Consider the following 21,135-nt stretch of genomic DNA (forward strand, 5'->3'; position numbering starts at 1 on the left):
CTAAATGGCAAGCAAGAGATGGCGGCCCTGCGGGGACCGCCTGCCTGTCCTTCCATCACCAGTCACGGAACAGTCACCATGAATTCCCGGCCACGCATAGCGGCGATCACCGCCGTCCTGGCGCTTCTTGCCGTCTTTCCGCCGATTGCCACCGACATGTATCTCGCCGCGATGGGCGAGATCGCCGAGGCTTTCGGCACCACCCGCTCGGGTGCCGAGCTGTCGCTGTCGCTGTTCTTCCTCGGGCTCTGCGCGGGGCAGCTGGTGATGGGGCCCTTGATCGACGCCTTCGGCCGCAAGGGGCCGCTGCTGGCCGGCGTGGTGCTTTTCACCGCCACGTCTGTCGGGCTGCTCCTGACCCGCGACATCGCGGTCTTCAACACGCTGCGCTTCTTCCAGGCGGTGGGCGCCTGCGCCGGGATGGTGGTCGGGCGCGCGGTGGTCAGCGACCTCTATAGCGGGCGCGAGGCGGCCAAGATGATGACCGTGCTCGTCATGCTGATGACGCTGGGCCCGATCCTGTCGCCCTCGATCGGCAGCCTGCTGCTCGGCGCCTTCGGCTGGGAGTCGATCTTCGTCGCCATGGTCGCGGTCGGGCTGGCGGCGCTGGCGCTGGCGCAGGCGGTGCTGCCCGAGACGCTGCCGCGCGAGAAGCGCGCCGCCGATCCCTTCGGCGCGGCGCGGGCGAATGCCCTGCGGCTGCTGGGACGGCGCGCCTTCCTCTTCCCGGCGCTGGTCGCCGGGCTGGTCCAGGGGGCGATGTTCGCCTTCATCACCGGCTCCTCCGGCGTGTTCCAGGGGGTCTACGGGCTCGGCGCCACCGCCTATGGCGTGCTCTTCGGGCTGGTGGCGGCGGCGCTGGTGATCTTCGGCCAGGTCAATAGCTGGCTGCTGAACCGGCACGAGCCGCAGCGCATCGTCGATGCCGGCCTGCCGGTCTTCGTGGCGGCCGCGGCGGTCCTGGCGCTGGTGTCGCAGAGCCCGGCGCTCTGGATGGTGCTGGTGCCGCTCTGGATCGCGATCGGCATGGTCGGGCTGCTTTCGGCCAATGCGATGTCGATCACCATGGCCGCGAGCGGCGGCGGGGCGGGGATGGGCTCGGCGCTGCTCGGGGCGATCCAGTTCGCCATCGCCTTCCTCGTCTCCAGCTCCGTGGCGCTCGGCAGCGGCGGCTCCGCGCTCGCCATGGCGCTCGGCATCCTGCTGCCCGGCGCGGCGGCGCTCGGCCTCTGGCTGGCGATGCGGCGCAGCGGGGTGGTGGCGGCGGACCGGACGGCGGGCTGAGCCTCCGGCGGCATCGGGACGCATTTGCCAAAGCCGCTCCGCGGCCCCATCTGGCAGGATAGGAGCATCACTGGACAAGAGACCGAAAGGACCCGCCATGACGCTGCGCCGGAGGAGCCTGACTGCAATGCTGCTACTTACCCTTGCCGCGGGCTGCGGCAGCCCGGGGGGCACCGTGGCGGTGCGCGCCAGCCCCGAAGATCTGTCGGGGCTGCTGGGCCTGTCCTATGGCGACGCGGTCGATGTCGCGCAGGGGCTCGGCTACCGGCAGGTGCGCTCGCGCGGGGCGACCAGCTACTGGTCCGAGCCCCGCAGCCAGAGCTGCGCCCGGTTCGGCCGTTCGCGCGGACGGCTGATCTCGGTGACGATGCTGCCGATGGCGGAGTGCTGAGCGCCGGGCGCGCCGGACTGTCATCGGCGCCGGGCGATCCGGCGTCGGCTCCAGCCGTTAAATCCCGCATCGCCCGGCGGTGTTCGTCGAAGGCGCGAAAACGTGCTTCGCGCCTTTCCGGGGCCAGGCCGTCCGCCGGTCTCCATCTGCCTGCGTGACCGAGGGGGCATAATGCGCGGCCTCCCGCGCGATGGGCCGCCCCGTCTCGCCTTGCGGACACTGGCCCGCCGGTGGTCGGTCCGGAGCGATGCCCTGCCGCTAGACCGCTCCGGTAGAGGCTGCACGTCGAAGCGGGGGGCTGGTACAGGCGGGCGTTCCCGACGGCGTCCGGGAGCGGGCGGCATGCCTCTCCCCATGGACCGGCGCCCGGAGGAGCCGCCCTGCCGCCGCAACCGGGCCCGTGCAGAGGGGCGGCGCCCCCGACATGCGGGCGCCAGACGGCGGATGCCGGCCGCCGGGCGGGCTCAGGCGGCTTCCAGCCGCTGGCCGGTCTCGCCGTCGAAATAGTGCAGATCGGCGGTGTCGTAGCCCAGCGGGATCTCCTGGTTGCGCTGCAGCGGGATGTCGGGGGCGAGCCGCGCGGTCAGCTCCTGCCCGGCGAAGCGGCAGATCGCCAGCGTGTCCGATCCCAGTGGCTCGCAGACATCCACCACCGGGGTCAGCCGCGTCTCGCCGGGGCCCGCCGGGACCAGATGCTCGGGCCGGATGCCGATATCGAGCCGCGCCCCGTCCCGCGCCGGCACCGCGCCGAGATCGAGCGCCTGGTTGCCGACCCGCAGCCGCGGGGCGCTGCCGCTGCGGTCCAGCGTGCCGGAGAAGATGTTCATCTGCGGCGAGCCGATGAACTCGCCCACGAAGCGGCAGTTGGGACGGGAATAGAGCTCCATCGGCGGGCCCTCCTGCACCAGCCGCCCGCCGCGCAGCACCACCACGCGGTCGGCAAGCGTCATCGCCTCGGTCTGGTCGTGGGTGACATAGACCGTCGTCGTGCCCAGCATCGCGTGCAGCCGCTTGATCTGGGTGCGCATCTCCACCCGCAGCTTGGCGTCGAGATTGGACAGCGGCTCGTCGAAGAGGAAGACCGAGGGTTCGCGCACGATCGCCCGGCCCATGGCGACGCGCTGGCGCTGGCCGCCCGAGAGCTGGCCGGGCTTGCGGTCGAGGAAATCGCCGATCTGCAGGATGGCCGCGGCCTCCTCGACGCGGGGCGCGATCTCGGCGGGCTTGCGGCCGCGCATCTTCAGCCCGAAGCCGATATTCTCGCGCACCGTCATGTGCGGGTAGAGCGCGTAGTCCTGGAAGACCATCGCCACGTCGCGGTGCTTGGGCTCGACCTCGTTGACGATCCGGCCGCCGATCCTCAGCGTGCCGCCCGAGATCGCCTCGAGACCGGCGATCATCCGCAGCATCGTCGACTTGCCGCAGCCCGAGGGGCCGACGAAGGCGACGAACTCGCCATCCTGCACCGAAAGGTCGATGCCGTGGATCGCGCGATGCGCGCCGTAATCCTTCACGATCCCGTCCAGACGGATATCGGCCATGGGTCCTCCTCCCTGCCGCCCCCTCGAAAATCAGGGCTTGCATTATCGATAATTTTGACGTTATCGATAATGAGACTGGATGACAAGCCCGCAACGGGCCGAGGGGAGGACAAGCCGCAAGATGGCCGTCGAAAGCTTCAGCACGCCGCCGCTGGCCGATTTCGTGCCGCGCCAGTCCAGCCGCCGGAGCCATGCGGTCTTCGTGGCGCTGCAGCGGGAGATCGTGCTGGGCAGCCTCGCGCCGGGCCTGGCGCTGACCGAGCTGGACCTCGCGCAGCGCTTCGGCTGCAGCCAGGGGACGGTGCGCGAGGCGCTGATGCAGCTCAGCGAAGAGGGGCTGGTCAAGCGGCTGCCGAACCGCGGCACGCATGTCGCGCCCTGTCCGGCCGCCGATGCCCGGGCGCTCCTGCAGCTGCGCCGCGAGATCGAATGCCGCCATATCGACCGGGTTGTCGAGCACAGCGACGCGGCGCTCCTGTCCGGGTTGCACGGCCATCTCAACGCGATGCGCAACGCGGCGCGCGACGCGGACGAATACCTGCTGTCGGTGCAGGACCGGGCCTTCCATGCCAGGCTTTTCGCGGCGGCGGATCTGCCGCTGGTCGCGCCGATCCTGACCCGCTGCCTGATCCATGCCCACCGCTACAAGATCCTGAACTCGCAGCCGAACCGCGCGCTGGAGGAGACCGCCGAGCGGCATGTGCCGATCCTCGAGGCGCTGGAGGCCGGGGACGTGCCGCGGCTGCAGGCGCTGCTGGCCCATCACATCGCGACCATCGTCGATTTCGGGCCCGACCTGACCGGTGCGGAGGGGGCGGAATGAGCGCGCCGACTGCCAGCATGCAGGCCGTTCTGGACCGTCTGGCGGCGGAGGATGCCGGGCTGGGCGATCCGACGCTGCTCGACCCGCAGGCCGGGCGGGCGCTGGCGGCGCTGACGAACCTGCGCTGGAATGCCGATCTGCCAAAGGTGGCAGAGGCGCGGACGGTGATGCAGGCCGGCATGCCCGCGCGGCTGGTCGTGCCCGGGAACGACACGGGCGGCGAGGCGATCCTGCATGTCCATGGCGGCGGCTGGGCCTTCTGCTCGGCGGCGACCCATGAGGGCGCGGCGCGGCGGCTGGCCATTGCCTGCGCCTGCCCGGTGCTGACGGTGGACTACCGGCTGGCGCCCGAGCATCCCTATCCGGCCGGGCTGGAGGATGTGCTGGCCGCCTGGGAGGCGCGCGATCCGGCGCGCCGCTGGAGCATGGCCGGGGACAGCGCGGGGGCGAACCTGGCGCTGGCGGCGATGCTGCGGATGGCGGGGCAGGGGGCGGCGCTGCCGGCGATGGGCCTCTTGTTCTACGGCGTCTACGGCGCGGATTTCGGGACGCCGAGCTACATCGCCCATGAATTCGGCCCCGGTCTGACCCGGGCCAAGATGCAGCGCTACTGGGACTGGTATGCGCCCGAAGCGGCGCGCGGCGACCCGGAGGTGGCGCCGCTGGCGGCCACGGATGCGGCCCTGGCCGCGCTGCCGCCCTTGTATCTCAACGCGGCCGGGCTCGACCCGCTGCGCTCGGACACCGAAGCTCTGGCTGCGCGGCTCGCCGCGCTGGGGCGCAGCGACCGGTTCGACCTCGCGGAGGGGGTCGTCCACGGCTTCATGCAGATGGGCAGCGCCCTGCCGGAGGCGCGCGACGCCTTCGCCGCGGCGGGAGAGGCCTTTGCACGCAAACCCGCTTGAGGAGGCGGGACAAACAGGGAGGAGGACACATGAAACTCGCAAGGATCGGGGCGGCCTCGGCGCTGGCCCTCGCCGCCGGGCTGGCGCAGGCCGACAGCACGGTGCATTTCTGGTACCATTTCGACAATGCCGACAACCCGATGGACGCGCTGGTCGAGGAATTCGAGGCGGCCAATCCGGGCATCACGGTCGAGGCCGAGAACGTGCCCTGGAACAGCTATTACGACCAGCTCTACACCGCGATCATCGGCGGCAATGCCCCCGACGCGGCGATGGTCAAGATGTTCGCCCAGCCGCGGCTGGTGGAGATGGGCGCGCTGGAGCCGATCGACGAACAGCTGGCCGCCTGGGAGGGCACGGACGGGCTGCAGGACAACCTGCTGGAGCTGACGAAGGCGGCCGACGGGAGCCACTACTACCTGCCGGTGCAGTATGTCGTGCTCTATCTCTACTACCGCGCCGACATGTTCGAGGAGCTGGGACTGGAGGTGCCGCAGACCTGCGAGGACTTCCGCGCGGCGGCCAAGGCGCTGACCCGCGACACCGACGGCGACGGACAGACCGATGTCTACGGCTTCGGCTTCCGCGGCGCCAAGGGCGGGCATGACCACTGGGCGAGCTTCACCCTGGCGCGCGACGGCGTCAGCCTGACCGACGGGCTGTCGAGCGAGGCGGGGACCGCGGGCACGCAATTCGTGGCCGACCTCTTCCGCGAGGACAAGGTGTTCCCGCCCTCCGCGCCGAATGACGGCTTCCAGGAGATCATCGGCGCCTTCAAGGCCGGCAAGACCGCGATGACCATCCACCATATCGGCTCGGCGAACGGCATGGCCGAGGCGCTCGGCGACAAGGTTTCGGCCGCGCCGGTGCCCGAATGCGGCGGCGGCCGCTGGACCTCCTTCGGCGACGAGAGCACCGCGGTGCTGTCCTCCGCCTCGGACAAGGAGGCCGCCTGGAAGTGGATCGCCTTCCTGTCCTCGGCGGGCAACAACGCGCGGTTCAACGAGGCGACCGGCCAGCTGCCGGTGGTCAAGTCCGACAGCGAGAGCTGGTCGCTGCACCCCCAGCGCTTCGTCGAGGCCACGGTCGATAGCCTGCCCTTCGCGCATCTGCTGCCGAACAGCTCCGCCACCGCGGATTTCGTCAACACCGTCTGGCCGACCGCCATGCAGCGCGTGCTGACCGGCGACATCACCGCCGCCGAGATGAACGAAGAGATCACCGCGCTCTTCGACGACTGACCCGAGCCCGCCGGGGCGCCCGCCGCCCCGGCCCGCCCGCATTCCCCGTTCCCCCCGAAGCGATCCGGACCATGACCGACGCAACCATGACCCATGCCCAGACCCCAGATGGCAGCCTGCCGCGCCGCGCGCTGTCGCGGCGGGTGCTGCCCTACGCGATGCTGTCCCCGGCCGTCATCGTCACCCTCGCGATCGTCTTCCTGCCGATGGTCCAGACCGCCTGGATGAGCCTGCACGACTACGTGCTCTTCCGCCCGAATGACTTCGACTGGGTCGGGCTGGAGAATTTCCGCCGGGCGCTCGGCGACGAGGTCTTCTGGATCTCGCTCGGCCATACCGTGATCTGGATGGCCACGACCATTCCGGCGCAGCTGCTTCTGGGGCTGGCCACCGCGATGCTCCTGAACCAGCCCTTCCCCTGGCGGCCCGTCGCGCGGGCGCTGATCATCATCCCCTGGGCGCTGCCCTCGGTGGTGATCGCGCTGATGTGGGTCTGGATCTACGACAGCAATTACGGCGTCGCCAACGAGTTCCTGCTCAGGCTCGGACTGATCCGCCAGGCGGTGCCCTGGCTCGCCGATCCCGACACGGCGCTGGCCGCGATCATCCTGACGCTGACCTGGCAGGGCTTCCCCTTCTTCGCGGTGATGATCCTCGCCGGGCTGCAGTCGATCCCGAAAAGCTACTACGAGGCGGCCGCGATCGACGGCGCCTCCGCCTGGCGGCAGTTCTGGCACATCACCCTGCCGGGCATCTCCGGCGTGATGATGACCGCCGTGCTCCTGCGGCTGATCTGGGTGGCCAACAGCTTTGACGTGATCTTCGTGATGACCGGCGGCGGACCCGGCTACGCGACCTACACGCTGCCGCTCTACGCCTTCGTCAAGGCGCGCACGAACCTGGATTTCGGCTACGGCTCGGCCATCGCCGTGCTCTTCACGCTGCTCCTGATGGGCGTCGTCGTGGTCTACCTGCGCCGCGCCGGAAAGGCGGTGCAGTGATGGCGCTCCGCAGACCCTCCGCGCTCCGCCGGATCCTGACGGTGGACCTGCCGATGGCGGCGATCCTGGCCTTCACGCTGGGTCCGTACCTGTGGATGTTCCTGACCTCGGTCAGCGACCAGGACACGCTGTTCACCGAGGGGCCGTCGATCTGGAACGCGACCTTCGAGAACTACGCCCGGCTCTTCGACACGGTGGGCTTCGGCTCGAACCTGCTCGACAGCCTGATCGTCGCCTGCGGCACGGTCGCGGTGGGGCTCTCGCTGAGCGTGACCGCGGCCTATGCCTTCTCGCGCTTCAACTTCCCCGGCAAGCGCCTGCTGATGCTGCAGTTCCTGCTGATCAACATGTTCCCGCTGGTCCTGCTGATCCTGCCGCTCTTCGTGCTCTTCCGGGTGCTGGGGCTGCTCGACACCCATGCGGCGCTGATCATCGCCAATTCGACCGTCGCCATCCCGTTCTCGATCTGGATGATGGTCAGCTACATGAACGGCATCCCGCGCTCGCTCGACGAGGCGGCGATGACCGATGGCTGCACGCGGCTGCAGGCGCTCTTCCGCGTGGTGCTGCCGCTCTGCCTGCCGGGGATCATCGCCACCGGCATCTACATCTTCATCACCTCCTGGAACGAGTACCTCTACGCGCTGACGCTCGGCGGCCGCAACGTGCGCACGATCACCGTCGCCGTGCAGACCCTGATCGGCGAGTACGAGGTGCAATGGGGGCTCCTGACGGCGGGCGGCATCGTCGGCGCCCTGCCGGCCACGGTGCTGTTCCTGCTGGTGCAGAAACGCCTGATCTCCGGCCTGACCCAGGGCGCGGTGAAGGGCTGAGGAAAGGACGAGACTTGAAAAACCCCATTGGCATCATCTCCATGCAGTTCACCCGGCCCTTCACGGGCCGCGACCTGCACCACTTCCGGACGGCCGCGGAGCTCGGCTTCGACTTCGTCGAGCTGCTGGTGCCCGAGCCCGAGGACGGGCTCTCCGTCGCCGAGGTCAAGCGCGCTGCCGAGGATGCGGGGATCTTCACCGTGCTGGCCGCGCGGGTGAGCCCGCAGCGCTCGGTCGCCTCGGAGGATCCCGCGAACCGGCAGGGCGGGATGGACTACCTGAAATTCTGCATCGACACCGCGGCCGAGCTGGGCTGCGGCATTGTCGGCGGTCCGCTCTACGGCGAGCCGATGGTCTTCGCCGGGCGCCCGCCGGTGCCGCGCTCGGATGCCGAGATCGCCGCGCGGGCCGCGCGCACCATCGCCGCCTTCGCCGAGATCGCGCCGCTTGCCGGCGCCGCGGGCGTGACCCTCGCGGTCGAGGCGCTGAACCGGTTCGAGACCGACATCCTCTCCACCACGCGGCAGGCCTGCGAGCTGGTGGACGCGGTGGGCCATCCCGCCTTCAAGCTGATGCTCGACACGTTCCACATGAACATGGAGGACCGCTCCATCCCCGACGCGATCCGCATGGCGGGCGGCCGGATCGCGCATTTCCAGGCCAACGAGAACCATCGCGGCCATCCCGGCACCGGCCATATCGACTGGCCCGCGGTGATGCGCGCGCTGGCGCAGGCGGGCTATGACGGGCCGGTCTCGCTGGAGCCTTTCCGCCGCGCCGACGACCGCATCGCGCTGCCGATCGCGCATTGGCGCGCCCCGCGAGAGGACGAGAGCGCCAAGCTGCGCGCCGGGCTCGGCGTGATCCGCAATGCGCTGGCCCTGGCGGAGGTGGACCAATGATCAATATCGGCTGGATCGGCTGCGGGCGGCATGCCCGCCAGATGCTGCTGCCGCAGCTCGGCCGCAACGGCATCCGCATCGCCGCGCTGTGCGACCGCGACCCCGGGATGCTGTCGCGCACTGCGGCGGAATACGGCGTCGCCGCGCTGCATTCCGATTTCCGCGACCTGATCGCCGCGCCGGGGCTCGACGCCATCGGCATGGCCGTGGGGCCGGACCTGCACCGCGCCGCCACCATCGCCGCGCTGGAGGCGGGCCTGCCGGTCTTCATGGAGAAGCCCCCCGCCGCCACCGCCGCGGGCGCGCGCGAGGTGGCCTCCGCCGCGGAGAAGGCGGGCAAGCCGGTGATCGTCGGCTTCATGAAGCGCTACTCCACCGGCAACCGGATCGCGAAGAACGTGCTCGACGGCGGCAGCTTCGGCCCGGTGCTCGGCGTCACCGGCGCCTACATGACCGCGCCCACCTATTTCGAGGGCGAGCCGGACTATACCGGCTTCTACCTGCATCACTGCATCCATTACATGGACCTGATCCCCTGGTTCGCGGGCGACGATTTCGGCGACATGACCGTGCGCAGCATATCTCCCGCGCCGGGGCGGCTGCTCTTGCATCTCAACTTCACCACCGCGGCGGGCGTGATCGGCAATGTCGTGATGGGCACGGTGCAGTCGCGCGGCACCCCGATGGAGGAGATCCGCATCATGGGCGACCATGCGCGGCTCCATGTCGACAACATCATCGACGTGGCGCTCTACCGCGACCCGCCCTTCAAGGCGGAGGACCCGGCGGCGACGCTCGACCCGGCCTGCGACACGCTGAGCTGGCGGCCGAACTTCACCGCCGCCGCCAACGAGGACCACAAGGGCTATGCCGCGCTGCTGGCCGATGCGGCCGCAGTGCTGCGCGGCGAGGCCCGCGCGGTGCCCGGCATCGAGGACGGGGTCCGGGCGATGGAGCGGCTGGAACGCATGGTCGCGCAGATCGGCGCCTGACGCCGTCCGGGCGGGGGCCCAGGTCCCCGCCGGGCAGCCCCCGGCTGCCTGACCTTCCGCAATGAACCGGGCCGCAGATCGCGGCCCTTCGGGCGCAAATGACCCCGTCCCGGCCGGCCTGCATGGCGCCGGCACATCCCCGGCCGGTTCCTCCGGCCCAAGCGCCCGTCTGGCCGGGCCGAGCGGCGCTGAGCCATGTCCGGCCAGCCCGCCACCGCCAAATTCCCCTGTATGCAGCCGCGCGCGATCGCCTGCCCGCTTGGCTGCCCGCGGATGCCCGCGACCTGCAATGCGGGCGCGGCCGAACCCGTCCCTGCGCCTGCCCGCATCTTCGCCAAGGGCCCCCGCCGTGCCGTGCCGGTCGCCGGGCACGCTTGTTCCCTGCCGGCCGACTCGGGAATGCCGGGCCGGGCAAGGCCTCCGCGGACCTATCGTTTTGGATAGGAAGTATCTTCTCAAAGGGCAGTTTTCGAATTCACCGAATTTCTCGGGGAATCACATTTCGGGTACCTCCGGATTTAGTGAGTGTCCGATGGGATGAATGCGGGAGTTTCGAAACCTCCTGATTCCCTTATTATGTCCAGTTCGGATGCAGGTTCATTGCCCTTTCGGGAAGAAAGTAATCCGTCAGGTATTCCCTCCTTCCAAACCGGTAGGTTCGGTTCCGGACGGATGGAGAATGTCCTCCAAAAGAGTGGCGGCGCCTATCCGTTCGGGTAGTGTTGGTTGGTAAGTAACAGAAAAATAATGGTAAAAATATAAATATATTATGAGAAAAGCGTGATCCAGCGGCATATCCGAGCCGGATTTTCCACTTTTGATTGCAGTTTTCTTCCCTGCTGACCCGTGGATTGCCTTTTGCAAAGCCCGTTTTATTAATTTCGCAACTTGTTCTGCGGGAAAGTTTTATCCCCTCTCTGCAACTTTCGATGGAAATGCGGACGCGGCGTAAATGGGGGCCGCAATTTTTCTCTTTTCAGGTGCCGAAAGCTTCGTTAATGCCCTGTCGCATTGTTGGACCTGTTCAGTATGGGAAATCGAAAATGGCTTCGTATGAATTTAATATCTATAGCAATTGGGGCCAGCCGCGGGGCGGTTCGCACACGACGAACACGCATTCGGAGACCGTTGCCCATGGCGAGCTGCACGATGACGGCGATGACGGCATCTTCGAAGTCGGCGAGACCCTGACCTGCGGTTCGGACACCTTCACCTTCGAAGGCTCGATGGATATCGACGGCGAGCTCTTCCTCGTCACGACCAATGACTGCACCGGCGAGCGGGTCCTGTTCGGCCATTCGGCCTCGCCGGAGTCGGTGGACTGGCCGCCGGTCGTGAACAAGAACAGCTTCGACGCCGTCAACACCCCGAACTGCTTCGCTGCGGGCACGATGATCGCGACGCCGCTCGGCGAGCGCGCCGTCGAGACGCTGGAGATCGGCGACGAGATCTCGGTGGCCGGCGGCGGCACGACCAAGGTGCTGTGGCTGGCGCGCCAGACGGTGCACAAGCGCTTCACCCCGGCCGAGCGCTTCGTCCCGGTCCGCGTCAAGGCGGGCGCCCTGGGCGCCGGCGTGCCGCATGCGGATCTGGTCCTGACCGCGGATCACGCGCTGATCCTGGACGGTCTGGCGATCAATGCCAGCGCGCTCGTGAACGGCACGACGATCTGCTACGAACCGATGGCCGCACTGGCCGAGCACGTCACCTATTTCCACGTCGAGACCGAAGCGCACGAGGTCATCCTGGCCAATGGCGCGGCTGCGGAAAGCTATGTCGACTACGTCCGCCGCCAGGGCTTCGACAACTACCAGGAATACCTGGACCTCTACGGCAAGGAGCGGACCATCCCCGAGATGGCGATGCCGCGCGTCTCTGCCGCCCGCCTGGTCCCGCCGGCGATCAAGGCCCGTCTGGCCCCGGCTAAGGCAGCCTGACGCCCCCCGGAGGCGCGGCAGCGCGCCTCCATCCCCGGGCCTGCCGGATCCCGCAGGTCCGCGCAGGTCCGCGCTGGTCTTCGCCCCAGGGAAAGACAGCGCCGCAGCGGTCTCGGCCGGTGCCCCGCAGTTCGGGCGGCAAGGGCCCGGCCTCCGCCGCCATTGGCCGCGGCGGCCCTCTCTCCGGACCTCGCGCCGTGGGCCGCTGGACAGCCTCTTGCCCGCGGCCCGTGCCGCAGGCGGGACCCGGTCCCCGGCCGCTGCATGCAGGCGGCAGCCTTTCCGCCGGAGCCGAGCCCTTCCGCTCCATTGACCGCGACCTGCCTGCTGTTCCGCCCGCCCCGCCAGGGCCGCTTCGGACCTATCGCCGCGGAGCCCGGCGGCAGCCTCGCGGAGGGCGCGTTCCTCCCGCATCTTCTGCCGGTCCTGGCAGCCAGTCGCGTCATGTCCAGACCGGCTTCTGCGACAGACCACCGGGCACCGAATGGCCCGCACGCGATGCGGTCCCGCCCGTGGGCACGGAGCCAGCCCCGGTCGTCGGGATTTCCGGCTTCCGCACAGGGACCCGGGAGAGGACCGATCCCGGCCTTCCCGCTTCGGGTGTCTTCGCGGCCGCGCTCTGCCAGCTTGCCCTATTGCCCGGCACGTCTTCCTTGTCATTCATCTCGATCGGCCAGCCGCCGCGGACCCCGAGGGCCAGTGCGCCATGCCTGCGATCCGGTTCGTGCCGGAGCATGCCGCCGTGGCTGGCGGCCCGATGACCGCAGCGCGCTCGGTGATCCACTGACAGCTGGCCCTTGCAGGGCGCTGAAACAGTCCGTTTGGCCGGGGAGCTGGGGGCAAGACTGGAACACGCGTCCTGAAAGCGGCTGGACTTGCCCATCCCTGAAGAAATCACCTGACCAGGTCCGGAACGGATTCCTCCACGACGAGGCGCTGGTTTCCTTTTTCAGCAGCCTGCTCGTGCAGCTGGCCGAAACGGAGCTGCTTCGCGGAGGGCAAGCAGCTCCGAATAGGTCGCCTTGCTCGACGCGGCAGGGCGGCTTCTTCCGGCGATGCGTCCTGGTGCCAGCCTCGACGGGATCGCGGCGCGGCAGATATCGGCTGCCGAGTTCGTTCTTCGCGACCACGGCGCCAAGCCGGGGCGGACGTCCTTCGGCGGAAAGGCGGCTCCGGGCCGATGGTGCAGCTGGCAGCATCAGTGAGCACTGGCGGGCGAGAACCCCGGCACGGCCGGCGGCTGAAGCGGCTGGCAGCGCCTGAAGATGCGGGCAGGCGGCCTCGAGGCGCTGCGCCGGGCCGCAGGGCGCGGCCACTTTGCTTGGCGCGGGGAAGAAATGAGCAGATGCGCCCGGCGCCCGGGCCGGGGACCGCCGATTGTCCGGCCGGGGCGCAAACCTGTCCCGGCGGCGGAAGCCGGACAGGCGGCGGCATGCCGGGATGGTCGCGACCTTGCCGCAGACGCCCCCGCTGAAAGGAGGAACATGCTCGTCGTCCATCTGCGCTTCACCACCGCGCCCGAGGATCGTCCGCGGGCGCCGGGCACCCTGCTGGAAAGCGCCGCTGAGATCCGCGCGATGCCGGGCAATATCGCCTTCGTGGCCTTCGCCGGGCCCGGCGACGGCACCGCCCTGGGCATGCTGCGTGAATGGCAGACCGGGGCGGATTTCGATGCCTCGCGTGCCTCCGGCGACTTCCGCGCCTTCGGTGCCGCGGTCCGGCCGCTGATGATCGCGCCGCCCTCGAGGCGCCGCTTCGCCGCAACACTGCTGCCGGGCGGCGGCTGAGCCCGTGCCGGGGCGGACCAGCCTCGTCGACCAGGGCTTCGGGCCAGCCGGGCCGCGGCCATTCTGCATGGACCGGCCCTATTTCCTCTATGCGCTCGAGGGATCGTTATGCCTAGAAGCGGGCGGGCCGCGCTGGCTCCTGCCGCCGCTGCGGGTGGCGCTGGTCGCGCGGGCCATCCCGTGACGATCTCGATTCCGAAGCGACTGGTCTCGGCCTCGGCGCTTTTCGATCCCGCCATGTTCCGGCTGCCGCAGCCGCTGGCGGTGTTCGAGATCTCGCCGCTGGCCCGGGATCTTGTGCGGGAGTGCCGCCGCCTGAGCGCCGGCAGGGCCCGGCCCGCGGCCGATCTGCCGCAACTCCTGGCCGCGCTGGGTATGGCGGCCTGCCGGCTGGCGGTGCGGCCCGGCCGCTGCGTCCTGCCCGTGCCACACAGCCGGGCGCTGGCAAAGCGCTGGACCTGACCGCGGCCGCCGCTGCGGGACCGCCGCATTTCGCCGGGATCGCAGCCGCGGCGGGCCTGACGCCCCGGACGCTGGCCCGCAGATTCTCCGGCGAACTGGGGCTGACCTGGCGCGAGACGCTGCGCCGGATCCGGGTTCTGCGCGGTGGACCTGCTCTGCGGACGCGATGCCCACGTGACCGAGGTCGCGCTCCAGGTCAGCTACTGCTCGGTCTCCTCCTTCGACGCGGCCTTCCGGGATATCATGGACCAGACCCCGACGCAGTTCCGCCGGTTGCCCGGAGGCCGGGACATCCCGCCCGGCGGCGGCGGAAGCGCGCGCGGGCGATGCGCTGAGCGTGCCGCGGCCGGGCAGGGAAGGAGGACGGGCCGCCCCGCCCCGGCCGGGGCTTGGACCGGGCCGGAGGCGGTCGGACATGCTGTTCGGACGAGTGCACGGCGGGGGCGTGCCATTGCCAGCGTCCCGGTATCGCGACCTGCGGCTCCGCCTGGCCAGCCCCCGGTCCGGTGGCTGCGCCGGCACGCGCCGCCATCCCTCCGTGGCGGGGCGGCGGGTGAACGGCCGCAATGGCCATTGACGGGACCATCGCGGCGGCATTGGGCAAAGGCGCGATGCGCTCCGGCGGCCTGCACTGGCTCCCGTGCCGGAACGGGCGGCAGACGGAGCCGGTTGGCGGCTTCACCCGGAGCGGTCTTGGACGGCTTCCCCGGCACCGTCCTCCGCGCTGGTCCCGTCCCGTCGAGATGACCGGCAATCATCCCGCAGGGCCCGTCGGCGCCGCGGGCCGCGCCCGACGGAGACTGGCATCCCGCCAGCAGGATGGACGGGATCCCGGAAAGGACCGGCGGCGCGTCGAGCGGGCTCCGGCTCCGGGTGGCGGGTGCGCGGCTGCTGGCCACGCGCCGGATCGTCTGCGGAAATCCGGCTGGTGCTCACGGGCTCCGGCGGCGGGGAAGAGACGGCCGACGCCCGGACCGGCCCCGGCTGGCCGGGGCTGCCATGCGGACCGGGAGGCCGGAGCGCGGCGCCCCCCTGCGTCGACGGAACAACGGGCGCCGTGGCTGCGACGGCTTGCGGAGGCCGGTCGGGTGCGGCGGTCCCGCTCCCGGAAGGGGGGCGGGGCACCGGTTGGCCAGGCGCTGCGGCGGGTCTGCGCGGTCTGTCACCGGCTCCCGGCCGTGCCCCTGTAGGGCGCGCCGGTCGCGCCGCTCTGCCGGACCGGCCTGCGGCTCACAGAGCGTCGCGGAAGCTGGCGGGCAGGGACTTCCCGAGCCCGTGGAAGAAGATGTCGATCTCCAGCGCCAGGCCGGCCTCGAAATCGTTGAGCTCGGGCCCGCTCCAGCGGTGCTCCTCGAGCCGGGCGAGGAAGTCGCGGCGGGCCTGCTCGTCCTGCGGCTCCAGCGGCAGGGTGCCCGCGGCCCGCAGGAGGTCGATGCGCTTGTGGACCTCGCGCATGCCCGAGAAGGCCTCCATCATCACCCGCGTCAGGCGCGGCTCTGTCTGCCACGACTGCCCGGCGAAGACCTCCTGGACGACGCGGTTGCCGGCGCCCAGGCAGTCATAGGCGACGCAGCCCGGAAAGCCCTCCTCCGCCAGCCTGTCGTGGATCGAGCAGCTGTGCCCCGAGAGGTTCCGGCACGGTTCGCAGGGATTCTTGTCGAAGGCGAAATCCTTGCCCTTGTCGAAGGCCAGCACGAGGCAGCAGAGGGCGGCGCATTTCGAGCAGTCGGTCTTGAGATGGTCGGTCTGGGGCATTCTGTCTATCGGTGTCCATTGGTCCGCCGAGGGGAGGCGTCGGCTTGCCGCTGTCGGGTGGTGAATGTCCAGTCCTAGTACAGGACGGGTGGGGACTGCCAGTTCGGCCTGCCGCCTGCCGCCTGCGGCCCGTCCGTCGCCGGATGCGCGCCGGGCTGCCATGGCGCGCCCGTCGGGACGGGGTCCCCGCCAATATCCGGGGTGAGGCGTCCGCCGCCGCGCCGCGGGAGCCTGATCCCGCCGGGCTTGGCATGGCGGTGGTGAGAGCAGGCCAGGTCGGTTGGGACCGGGAGGAGGTCCGTGCGGCCGAGACGCCAGCAGACCCGCCCCCGTCCTGCCGCGGCGGCAACGGCAGAGTGCCGACGGGTCGCTGACGGTGTTGCCGTCCCTGCTCCGGCCGGCCGTCTGCGCGGCGTCCTGGCTGCAAACGGCCGTTGCTGCGGGAAGGGCAGGGCGGTGGCACAGGAGGGCAGCCGGAGCCGGGAGGAGGGCTGTGCGGCCGAAACGCAAGCAGACCCGCCCTCGTCCCGCTGCTGCGGCGACGGCAGAGTGCCGGCGGGTGCTGACGGTGTTGCCGTCCCTGCTCCGGCCGGCCGTCTGCGCGGCGTCCTGGCTGCAAACGGCCGTTGCTGCGGGAAGGGCAGGGCGGTGGCACAGGAGGGCAGCCGGGGCCGGGAGGAGGTCCGTGCGGCCGAGACGCAAGCAGACCCGCCCCCGTCCCGCTGCTGCGGCGACGGCAGAGTGCCGGAGGGTGCTGACGGTGTTGCGGTCCCGGCTCCTGTCGGCAGTCTGCGCGGCGTCCGGCCGTCACCGCGGGAGGGGCAGAGCCGAGGCCCTGTCCGATGATCCGGGCGAATGCCGCGGATCAGGGGGATGCGAGGATGTGCCAGCGCGGTGCAGAGGGGGAGAGGATGCCTCCGGAGGGCGGTCAGGCGGGGATGCATCATCAAGCCGGCCACCGGAGCGCGGCTGGCGGGCGGTCTCGATGGCGGCTTCGGGGTCTTTCTGGCGGTCCCCGGTCGCGGAGAGGCAGCCTGCGGGCGGCGGGGACATGCGTTCTGGCGGCCGGTTCCGGCCCATGCCCGGGCATCCGTGCGGCAACATTCAGCCGCCATGCCCGGGCGCTGCGCCAGGACGGGGCAGGTCCGGCGCGGCGCCTCCGTCCGGGACGGGACCGGGCCGCGTTCGCCGTCGGCCCGCCTGAGGCCACGCACCGCCCCCGGTCCGGAGGCGGAGGGCGAGGACGCTATCCCGCCCGGGCGCCCGTGGCGGCGCGTCCTGCAGCAGGGGCAGGCTCCGCCGGGCGGGCGTGATGGCGGCCATAGGGCAGCATCATCGGACGGCCCGAGACCGGATCGTCGAGGATGCGGGCCTCCAGCCCGAAGACGGTCCGCACCATTGCGGCGGTCAGCACCTCCGCGGGCGGGCCGGCCGCCTGCACCCGGCCCGCCGCCATCGCCACCAGCCGGTCGGCATAGCGCGCGGCCAGGTTGAGGTCGTGCAGCACCATGACGATTGTCGTCGCGCGGGCGCGGTTGAGATCGGTCAGCAGGTCGAGCACCTCGATCTGGTGGGCGATGTCGAGATAGGTGGTCGGCTCGTCGAGAAGCAGCACCCCGGTCTCCTGCGCCAGCGCCATGGCGATCCAGACCCGCTGGCGCTGGCCGCCGGAGAGCTCGTCGAGCCCGCGCTCGGCCAGGGCGGCGGTGCCGGTCGCCTCCAGCGCGGCCGCCACGGCCTCGTCGTCGCGCCGCGACCAGCGGGCCAGCACGCCCTGATGCGGATGCCGGCCCATGCCGACCAGTTCGGCGACGGTGATGCCCTCGGGCGCGCTCGGCGATTGCGGCAGGACGCCGAGCTGCCTGGCCAGCGCCCGCGGCGGCATGCGGTGCACCGAACGCCCGTCGAGCAGAACCTGGCCCGCCTCGGGGGCGATCAGCCGCGACATGGTGCGCAGCAGCGTGGATTTCCCGCAGGCATTGGCGCCGACGATGGCGGTGATCCGGCCGCGGCCGATCTCCAGGTCGAGCCCGGCGAGCACGCGGCGCCCGGCATAGCCCGAGACCAGGTGCTCGGCGATCAGGACGGCAGCTGTCATGTCGGGGTCCCCCTGCGGTTCTGGCGGATGACGAGATAGACGAGATAGGGCGCGCCCAGCAGCCCGGTGACGACGCCGACCGGATAGCGCGAAGGCAGGAGCACCTGGCCGGTGAAATCCGCGGCCAGCACCAGCAGTGCCCCGGTCAGGGCCGCTGCGGCGAAGGGCGCGCGGCCTGGGCCGAGAAGCCGCGAGGCGACCGGGCCCGAAAGGAAGGCGACGAAGGCCACGGGACCGGCCATGGCGGTGGCCACCGCGACCAGTCCGGTCGCCGCCAGCACCGCCATCAGCCGCACCCGGCCCAGCCGCACGCCGAGCGCTGCGGCCATGTCGTCGCCGAGCCGCAGCGCCTCGAGGTCGCGCGCGGCGAGGAAGATCGCGGTGCCGAAGACAGCGAGCGCTGCCAAGAGCGGCAGCGCCTGGCCGAGCTGCGCGCCGTTGACGCTGCCGGCCAGCCAGCGCGTGGCCTCCTGCAGGGTCCAGGACGGCGCCTTCGACAGGATGTAGAGCGTCGCGCTCTGCAGCATGGCGGACATGCCGATGCCGACCAGGATCAGCCGCGTGCCGGCGACGCCGTCGCGCCAGGCCAGCAGGTAGATCAGGAGCGCAACGCCCAGCCCGCCGCCGACCGCCAGCAGCGAGACCGCCGCGCCGCTCAGCGAGAAGAGCACGATGCCCGCGACCGCCGCCGCGCCCGCGCCCGAGGTGATCCCGACGATGTCGGGGCTGGCGAGCTGGTTGCGCAGCATGGTCTGGAACACCGCGCCGCCCAGCCCGAAGGCGGCGCCTGAAAGCAGCGACAGCACCGCGCGGGGCAGGCGCAGCTGGTGCAGGGCGAAGCTGGTGCCGGGCACCTCCGCGCCGGCCAGCGCGCGCAGCAGGTCGAGGGGCGGTGTCACCGTATGGCCGATCGACAGGGTCAGCGCGGCCACGGCGAGGATGGCGAGGGCCAGCGCCGCCGAGGCGCGGGCGCGGTGCCGGGTGCGGGCGCGGCGCAGCCGGGCCAGCCCAGCGGAAAGCGGAGCCGCGGTCATTGCGCCAGCGCCCCGGCACGGCGGCGGCGCACGATCCAGATGAAGACCGGCGCGCCGAGGAAGGCGGTGACAATGCCGACATCCATCTCGGCCGGGCGCATCGCGACCCGTCCGGCGATATCGGCCAGGATCAGCAGGATCGCCCCGCCGATCGCCGAGAAGGGCAGGAGCCAGCGGTGATCGGCCCCGCAGAGCAGGCGGCAGGCATGGGGCACGACCAGCCCGACGAAGCCGATCGGACCGCAGAGCGCCGTCGCCGTGCCGCAGAGCATCACCGCGCCGAGGCTGGCCAGGGCGCGGGTGGCGGCAACGCGGCTGCCCAGCCCCTTCGCGGTCTCTTCGCCCAGCCCCAGCATGTTCAGCCCGCGCGCCGCCCCGAGGCAGAGCGCGGCGCCCAGGGCGAGGACGGGCAGGCCGAGGCGCAGGCTGTCATAGCCCGCGCCGCCGACCCCTCCGGTCTGCCAGGAGCGCGCGGTCCCGGCGATGTCGCCGCGCGGCAGCACGATCGCGGTGGTCAGCGACGACAGCGCGATCGCCACCGCCGTGCCGGTCAGCGCCAGCTTCAGCGGCGTGGCGCCGCCCGCGCCGATCCCGCCGATCGCATAGACCGCCGCTGCGGCGGCACCGGCGCCGAGGATCGCGCAGAGGACATAGGCGGAGACCGAGGAGAGGCCGAAGAAGGCGATGCCCGCCACCACGGCGAAGGCGGCGCCGGCATTGACGCCGAGGATGCCGGGATCGGCCAGCGGATTGCGCGTCACCCCCTGCATCACCGCCCCGGCCAGCGCCAGCGCGGCCCCGGCCGCCGCGGCCAGCAGGGTGCGCGGGATGCGCAGTGCCACGGCCGCCTCGCCGACGCTGTCCCGCGCGCCGCCGAGCGCCGAGAGGATCTCGGCCAGGGGCACGCTGCGCGCGCCGATGGCCAGCGACAGCCCCGCCGCCACGGCCAGCCCGGCCAGCAGCAGCAGGATCCAGCGCGCGCGGGCCGCGCGGCGCTGCGGGGCGGCCGCGGCGGCGGTCATTCCGCGTTGCGCGCCGCTGCGGCGAGCTTGGCGACATAGTCCGGAAGCACCCAGGAGATGCCCAGCGGCGTCGGATGCGCGGCAGTGCCGGCCGGATCGTTCGACAGGAGCACGACCGAGCCGCGCGCCACCGGCGCCATGTGCGAGGTCAGCGGATCGGCCTCCAGCCGCTCCAGCAGTGCGTCGTCGCCATAGGTCAGCACGATGTCGACATCGTCGAAGAGGTCGATCCGCTCGGCGCTGATCTCGGCGGCATACTGGCCCGGCCGGGTCGCCTCGCGCACGCTCGCAGGCTGGCGCAGGCCCAGATCCTCGAAGAACTTCACCCGCGTGTCATTCGCCGAATAGAAGCGGATCTGGCTGAGATCGCGGGCCTCGAGATGGGTGATGAACATCGCCGTGCGGCCCTCGAGCTCGGGGTATTTCGCAACCTCGGCGGCAATCTCGGCCTCGGTCCGGGCGATCAGCGCCTCGCCCTCGGCGGACATGCCGAGCCCGGCGGCGTTCAGCCGGATCATGGAGCGCCAGTCCGTGGTCCAGGGCGCGTCGGGATAGGCGACCACCGGGGCGATGCGGCTGAGCAGCTCGTAATCCTCGCGGCTCATCCCGGAATGGGCGGCCAGGATCACGTCGGGGCGGGTGGCGGCGACCGCCTCGAAATCGATCCCGTCGCCCTCGTCGAAAAGCACGGGCGCCGGGCCGCCGAGCTCGTCGAGCCGCGCCTTGACCCAGGGCAGCATCCCGTCGCCGTCGTCATCGCCGAAATTCGCCCGGGCGAAGCCCACCGGCACGATGCCGAGCGCCAGCGGCACCTCGTGATTGGCCCAGTTGACCGTCGCGACCCGCTTCGGCGGCGCGGGGATGACCGTGGTGCCGAAGACATGCGAGACCGTGACCGGGAAGGTGTCCGCCAGTGCCGGCGGGGCGGCGAGAAGCGCGGCGGCGGTGAGGATTTGGCGGGCCAGTCGGCGCAGCATGGCGGGGTCTCCTTGTGCTCGATGCCGCCGGATTTCACCTTCGCGCCCGTCCGGTCAAGCGCCAAGCCCGCTTCCGCAGGCGGCCGGGACGGATTAGCCGTGGATTCCGACAAAAACAGTTGGAATTTTCAAGACGCTGCCCGGAAAACG

18 protein-coding genes are annotated in these 21,135 nt (G+C 71.0%); 12 read left to right on the forward strand and 6 right to left on the reverse strand.

Translation table 11 applies throughout. The features are described from left to right. The first annotated feature begins 78 nt into the window (after positions 1-78). Positions 79-1,284, forward strand: coding sequence for a Bcr/CflA family efflux MFS transporter (locus FGX59_RS06240; protein WP_138465661.1), 1,206 nt, complete (start codon positions 79-81; stop codon positions 1,282-1,284). Positions 1,285-1,411: 127 nt separating this feature from the next. Continuing rightward, positions 1,412-1,675: a hypothetical protein gene (locus tag FGX59_RS06245; RefSeq protein ID WP_138465662.1), complete on the forward strand. Its 264-nt coding sequence runs from the start codon at positions 1,412-1,414 to the stop codon at positions 1,673-1,675. Between the two features lie 464 nt (positions 1,676-2,139). Here the strand turns inward: FGX59_RS06245 and FGX59_RS06250 are convergent, their stop codons facing one another. Then, the gene (locus FGX59_RS06250; RefSeq protein WP_138465663.1) at positions 2,140-3,216 is read right to left on the reverse strand and encodes an ABC transporter ATP-binding protein; all 1,077 of its coding nucleotides are present in this window, start codon (positions 3,214-3,216) and stop codon (positions 2,140-2,142) included. Between the two features lie 121 nt (positions 3,217-3,337). On the opposite strand from FGX59_RS06250, the gene FGX59_RS06255 reads away from it, so the two are divergent. The 10 genes from FGX59_RS06255 to FGX59_RS06300 all read left to right on the forward strand — a co-directional run bounded on the left by FGX59_RS06255 (position 3,338) and on the right by FGX59_RS06300 (position 14,099). Continuing rightward, a complete protein-coding gene (locus FGX59_RS06255; protein WP_138465664.1) occupies positions 3,338-4,039 on the forward strand; it encodes a GntR family transcriptional regulator in 702 nt (233 codons plus the stop codon). Continuing rightward, the gene (locus FGX59_RS06260) at positions 4,036-4,944 is read left to right on the forward strand and encodes an alpha/beta hydrolase (protein WP_138465665.1); all 909 of its coding nucleotides are present in this window, start codon (positions 4,036-4,038) and stop codon (positions 4,942-4,944) included. The genes FGX59_RS06255 and FGX59_RS06260 overlap by 4 nt, the downstream gene beginning before the upstream one ends. A 29-nt stretch (positions 4,945-4,973) precedes the next feature. Further along, positions 4,974-6,185, forward strand: coding sequence for a sugar ABC transporter substrate-binding protein (locus tag FGX59_RS06265; RefSeq protein WP_138465666.1), 1,212 nt, complete (start codon positions 4,974-4,976; stop codon positions 6,183-6,185). A 71-nt stretch (positions 6,186-6,256) separates the two neighbouring features. Continuing rightward, complete coding sequence (locus FGX59_RS06270; RefSeq protein WP_171060532.1) at positions 6,257-7,186, forward strand: carbohydrate ABC transporter permease; 930 nt, start codon at positions 6,257-6,259, stop codon at positions 7,184-7,186. After that, complete coding sequence (locus FGX59_RS06275; protein ID WP_138465667.1) at positions 7,186-8,019, forward strand: carbohydrate ABC transporter permease; 834 nt, start codon at positions 7,186-7,188, stop codon at positions 8,017-8,019. The genes FGX59_RS06270 and FGX59_RS06275 overlap by 1 nt, the downstream gene beginning before the upstream one ends. 14 nt (positions 8,020-8,033) lie before the next feature. Further along, complete coding sequence (locus FGX59_RS06280) at positions 8,034-8,921, forward strand: sugar phosphate isomerase/epimerase (RefSeq protein ID WP_138465668.1); 888 nt, start codon at positions 8,034-8,036, stop codon at positions 8,919-8,921. Beyond that, positions 8,918-9,913 carry a Gfo/Idh/MocA family protein gene (locus tag FGX59_RS06285; RefSeq protein ID WP_138465669.1) on the forward strand — a complete coding sequence of 332 codons (996 nt, stop codon included), beginning with the start codon at positions 8,918-8,920 and terminating at the stop codon, positions 9,911-9,913. The genes FGX59_RS06280 and FGX59_RS06285 overlap by 4 nt, the downstream gene beginning before the upstream one ends. A 1,043-nt stretch (positions 9,914-10,956) precedes the next feature. Continuing rightward, a complete protein-coding gene (locus tag FGX59_RS06290) occupies positions 10,957-11,850 on the forward strand; it encodes a Hint domain-containing protein (RefSeq protein WP_138465670.1) in 894 nt (297 codons plus the stop codon). Between the two features lie 1,484 nt (positions 11,851-13,334). Further along, a complete protein-coding gene (locus FGX59_RS37495; protein WP_171060533.1) occupies positions 13,335-13,637 on the forward strand; it encodes a putative quinol monooxygenase in 303 nt (100 codons plus the stop codon). A 180-nt stretch (positions 13,638-13,817) separates the two neighbouring features. Next, positions 13,818-14,099 carry a hypothetical protein gene (locus FGX59_RS06300; protein ID WP_138465672.1) on the forward strand — a complete coding sequence of 94 codons (282 nt, stop codon included), beginning with the start codon at positions 13,818-13,820 and terminating at the stop codon, positions 14,097-14,099. A gap of 1,230 nt (positions 14,100-15,329) precedes the next feature. On the opposite strand, the gene FGX59_RS06305 is transcribed toward FGX59_RS06300, so the two are convergent. From FGX59_RS06305 to FGX59_RS06325, 5 genes are all read right to left on the reverse strand, one after another. Beyond that, complete coding sequence (locus FGX59_RS06305; protein ID WP_138465673.1) at positions 15,330-15,854, reverse strand: hypothetical protein; 525 nt, start codon at positions 15,852-15,854, stop codon at positions 15,330-15,332. Positions 15,855-17,100: 1,246 nt separating this feature from the next. Next, complete coding sequence (locus tag FGX59_RS06310) at positions 17,101-17,952, reverse strand: ABC transporter ATP-binding protein (RefSeq protein WP_138465674.1); 852 nt, start codon at positions 17,950-17,952, stop codon at positions 17,101-17,103. Beyond that, complete coding sequence (locus FGX59_RS06315) at positions 17,949-18,986, reverse strand: iron chelate uptake ABC transporter family permease subunit (RefSeq protein WP_138465675.1); 1,038 nt, start codon at positions 18,984-18,986, stop codon at positions 17,949-17,951. The genes FGX59_RS06310 and FGX59_RS06315 overlap by 4 nt, the downstream gene beginning before the upstream one ends. After that, positions 18,983-20,008: an iron ABC transporter permease gene (locus FGX59_RS06320; RefSeq protein WP_138465676.1), complete on the reverse strand. Its 1,026-nt coding sequence runs from the start codon at positions 20,006-20,008 to the stop codon at positions 18,983-18,985. Before FGX59_RS06320 ends, FGX59_RS06315 begins: the two co-directional genes overlap by 4 nt. After that, the gene (locus FGX59_RS06325; RefSeq protein WP_138465677.1) at positions 20,005-20,985 is read right to left on the reverse strand and encodes an iron-siderophore ABC transporter substrate-binding protein; all 981 of its coding nucleotides are present in this window, start codon (positions 20,983-20,985) and stop codon (positions 20,005-20,007) included. The genes FGX59_RS06320 and FGX59_RS06325 overlap by 4 nt, the downstream gene beginning before the upstream one ends. Between the last annotated feature and the right edge of the window lie 150 nt (positions 20,986-21,135).

It is taken from the genome of Poseidonocella sp. HB161398 (assembly GCF_005870025.1).
Taxonomy (GTDB): Bacteria; Pseudomonadota; Alphaproteobacteria; order Rhodobacterales; family Rhodobacteraceae; genus Mangrovicoccus.